Source organism: Marinobacter alexandrii (assembly GCF_005871205.1).
GTDB lineage: Bacteria > Pseudomonadota > Gammaproteobacteria > Pseudomonadales > Oleiphilaceae > Marinobacter > Marinobacter alexandrii.
Genome location: NZ_SWKM01000007.1, coordinates 1 through 1,560 on the forward strand (window position 1 = coordinate 1; position 1,560 = coordinate 1,560).

At 57.5% G+C, this 1,560-nt stretch carries 1 protein-coding gene; it reads left to right on the forward strand.

All coding sequences use genetic code 11. The annotated features are described in order from the left end of the window. Positions 1-97: 97 nt before the first annotated feature. On the forward strand, positions 98-1,399 hold the full coding sequence (locus FCS96_RS00195; protein ID WP_068351333.1) for an IS1380 family transposase: 1,302 nt from the start codon (positions 98-100) through the stop codon (positions 1,397-1,399). Positions 1,400-1,560: the final 161 nt, after the last annotated feature.

Genomic DNA, 1,560 nt, shown 5'->3' on the forward strand with positions numbered 1-1,560 from the left:
CCCGGATTTCTCATGAGGGGGTAAAAGAAAGCGGCTGAAAGCGGTATAATTTCAGGACCTTACACCGTTCACTAAGCACCAACAGCCGCTATCCGAAATGGTACCTGAAAAACTGACCTTCTCGCCACTCTCTCGCCGGCAAATTGAAGCCGATTTCTCCGGTGGCCACATCACCTCCGATGCCGGATTGCTCCTGCTTCGCGAAGTCGACAAACAACACCAGCTCACTCAGCGCCTGGCTACGGTGCTGGACGATGCCCGTAATCCCGTGCTGGTTCGCCACAAGCTTCAAACCATGGTCCGGCAGCGGGTCTTTGGCGTGGCTGCCGGGTACGAAGACCTCAACGATCACGAGGCGCTACGCGCTGATCAGGCACTTCAGACCGCAACCGGTGAAGATGCCATTCTGGCGGGCAAATCGACCTTGTGCCGGATGGAACAGCGCGTGGACCGGCAGGCGGTGATCAACGCCCACGAACTGCTGTGGCATCACTTCATTGAACAGCACGAGACTCCACCCAAGGAAATTGTGCTGGATTTTGATGGCACTGACATTCCAGTGCATGGCGACCAGCCCGGCAAGTTCTTTAACGCCTACTACGATCACCATTGTTACTTCCCGCTGTACGTGTTCTGCGGCCGTCACCTGTTGGTGAGCTACCTGCGCACCAGCAATCGAAGCGACAGCCGCCACAGCTGGGCCATTCTGGCCCTGCTGGTGAAGTTCATCCGGCAGTACTGGCCGGATACCCGCATCGTGTTCCGGGGTGACAGCGGCTTCTATCGCCCCCGATTGCTGAGCTGGTGCGACCGGAATAACGTGGATTACCTTGTGGGCATCAGCAAAAACAGCCGGCTGCTCAAGGAGGTGGACGTGCCCTCGATGCTGGTTCGCAGGGCTCACGGGGAGTTGGGAGAAAAAGTCTCTGCCACCTACCGGTTCCAGTACCAGGCCCACACCTGGAAATACCCTCGCTGGGTGGTGGCTCGCCTGGAAGAAGGTGAGTTTGGCTCGAACCCTCGCTTCGTGATCAGTTCCCGCTATGACGACGGCCTCAAGCTCTACTACGAGCAGTACTGTGCCCGTGGCGATATGGAAAACCGGATCAAGGATCAGCAGTTGTGTCTGTTCGCAGATCGCACCTCCAGCACGCGGTGGTGGACCAATCAGTGGCGGTTGCTCCTATCGGGCTTTGCCTACACGCTGTTCGAGCGATTACGGGCCCACTTGAAGAAGACGCCTTTCGAGAGAATGAGCGCCAGTAACCTGCGGCTGAAACTGATCAAGGTGGGCGCGGTCATCATTCGCAACACTCGGCGCATACGGGTGTTGATGAGCGATGCCTATCCTTACAAAGACGAACTCTCTGACCTGGTACGTCAACTGGTTCCGGGATAGAAGCCCGGGCTCCCCCGGCCCGACGCAATGGGGGAAAGGGGGGCGTGTGTCCGGACAACAGAAATTGATCAGTTATTAGTCAATCTCGGCCGCAAATGAGCGGTAATGGCGGTATCCTGCACAGTCTGCGAGACTTGCCGGGGACCTATGAGAAATCCGGG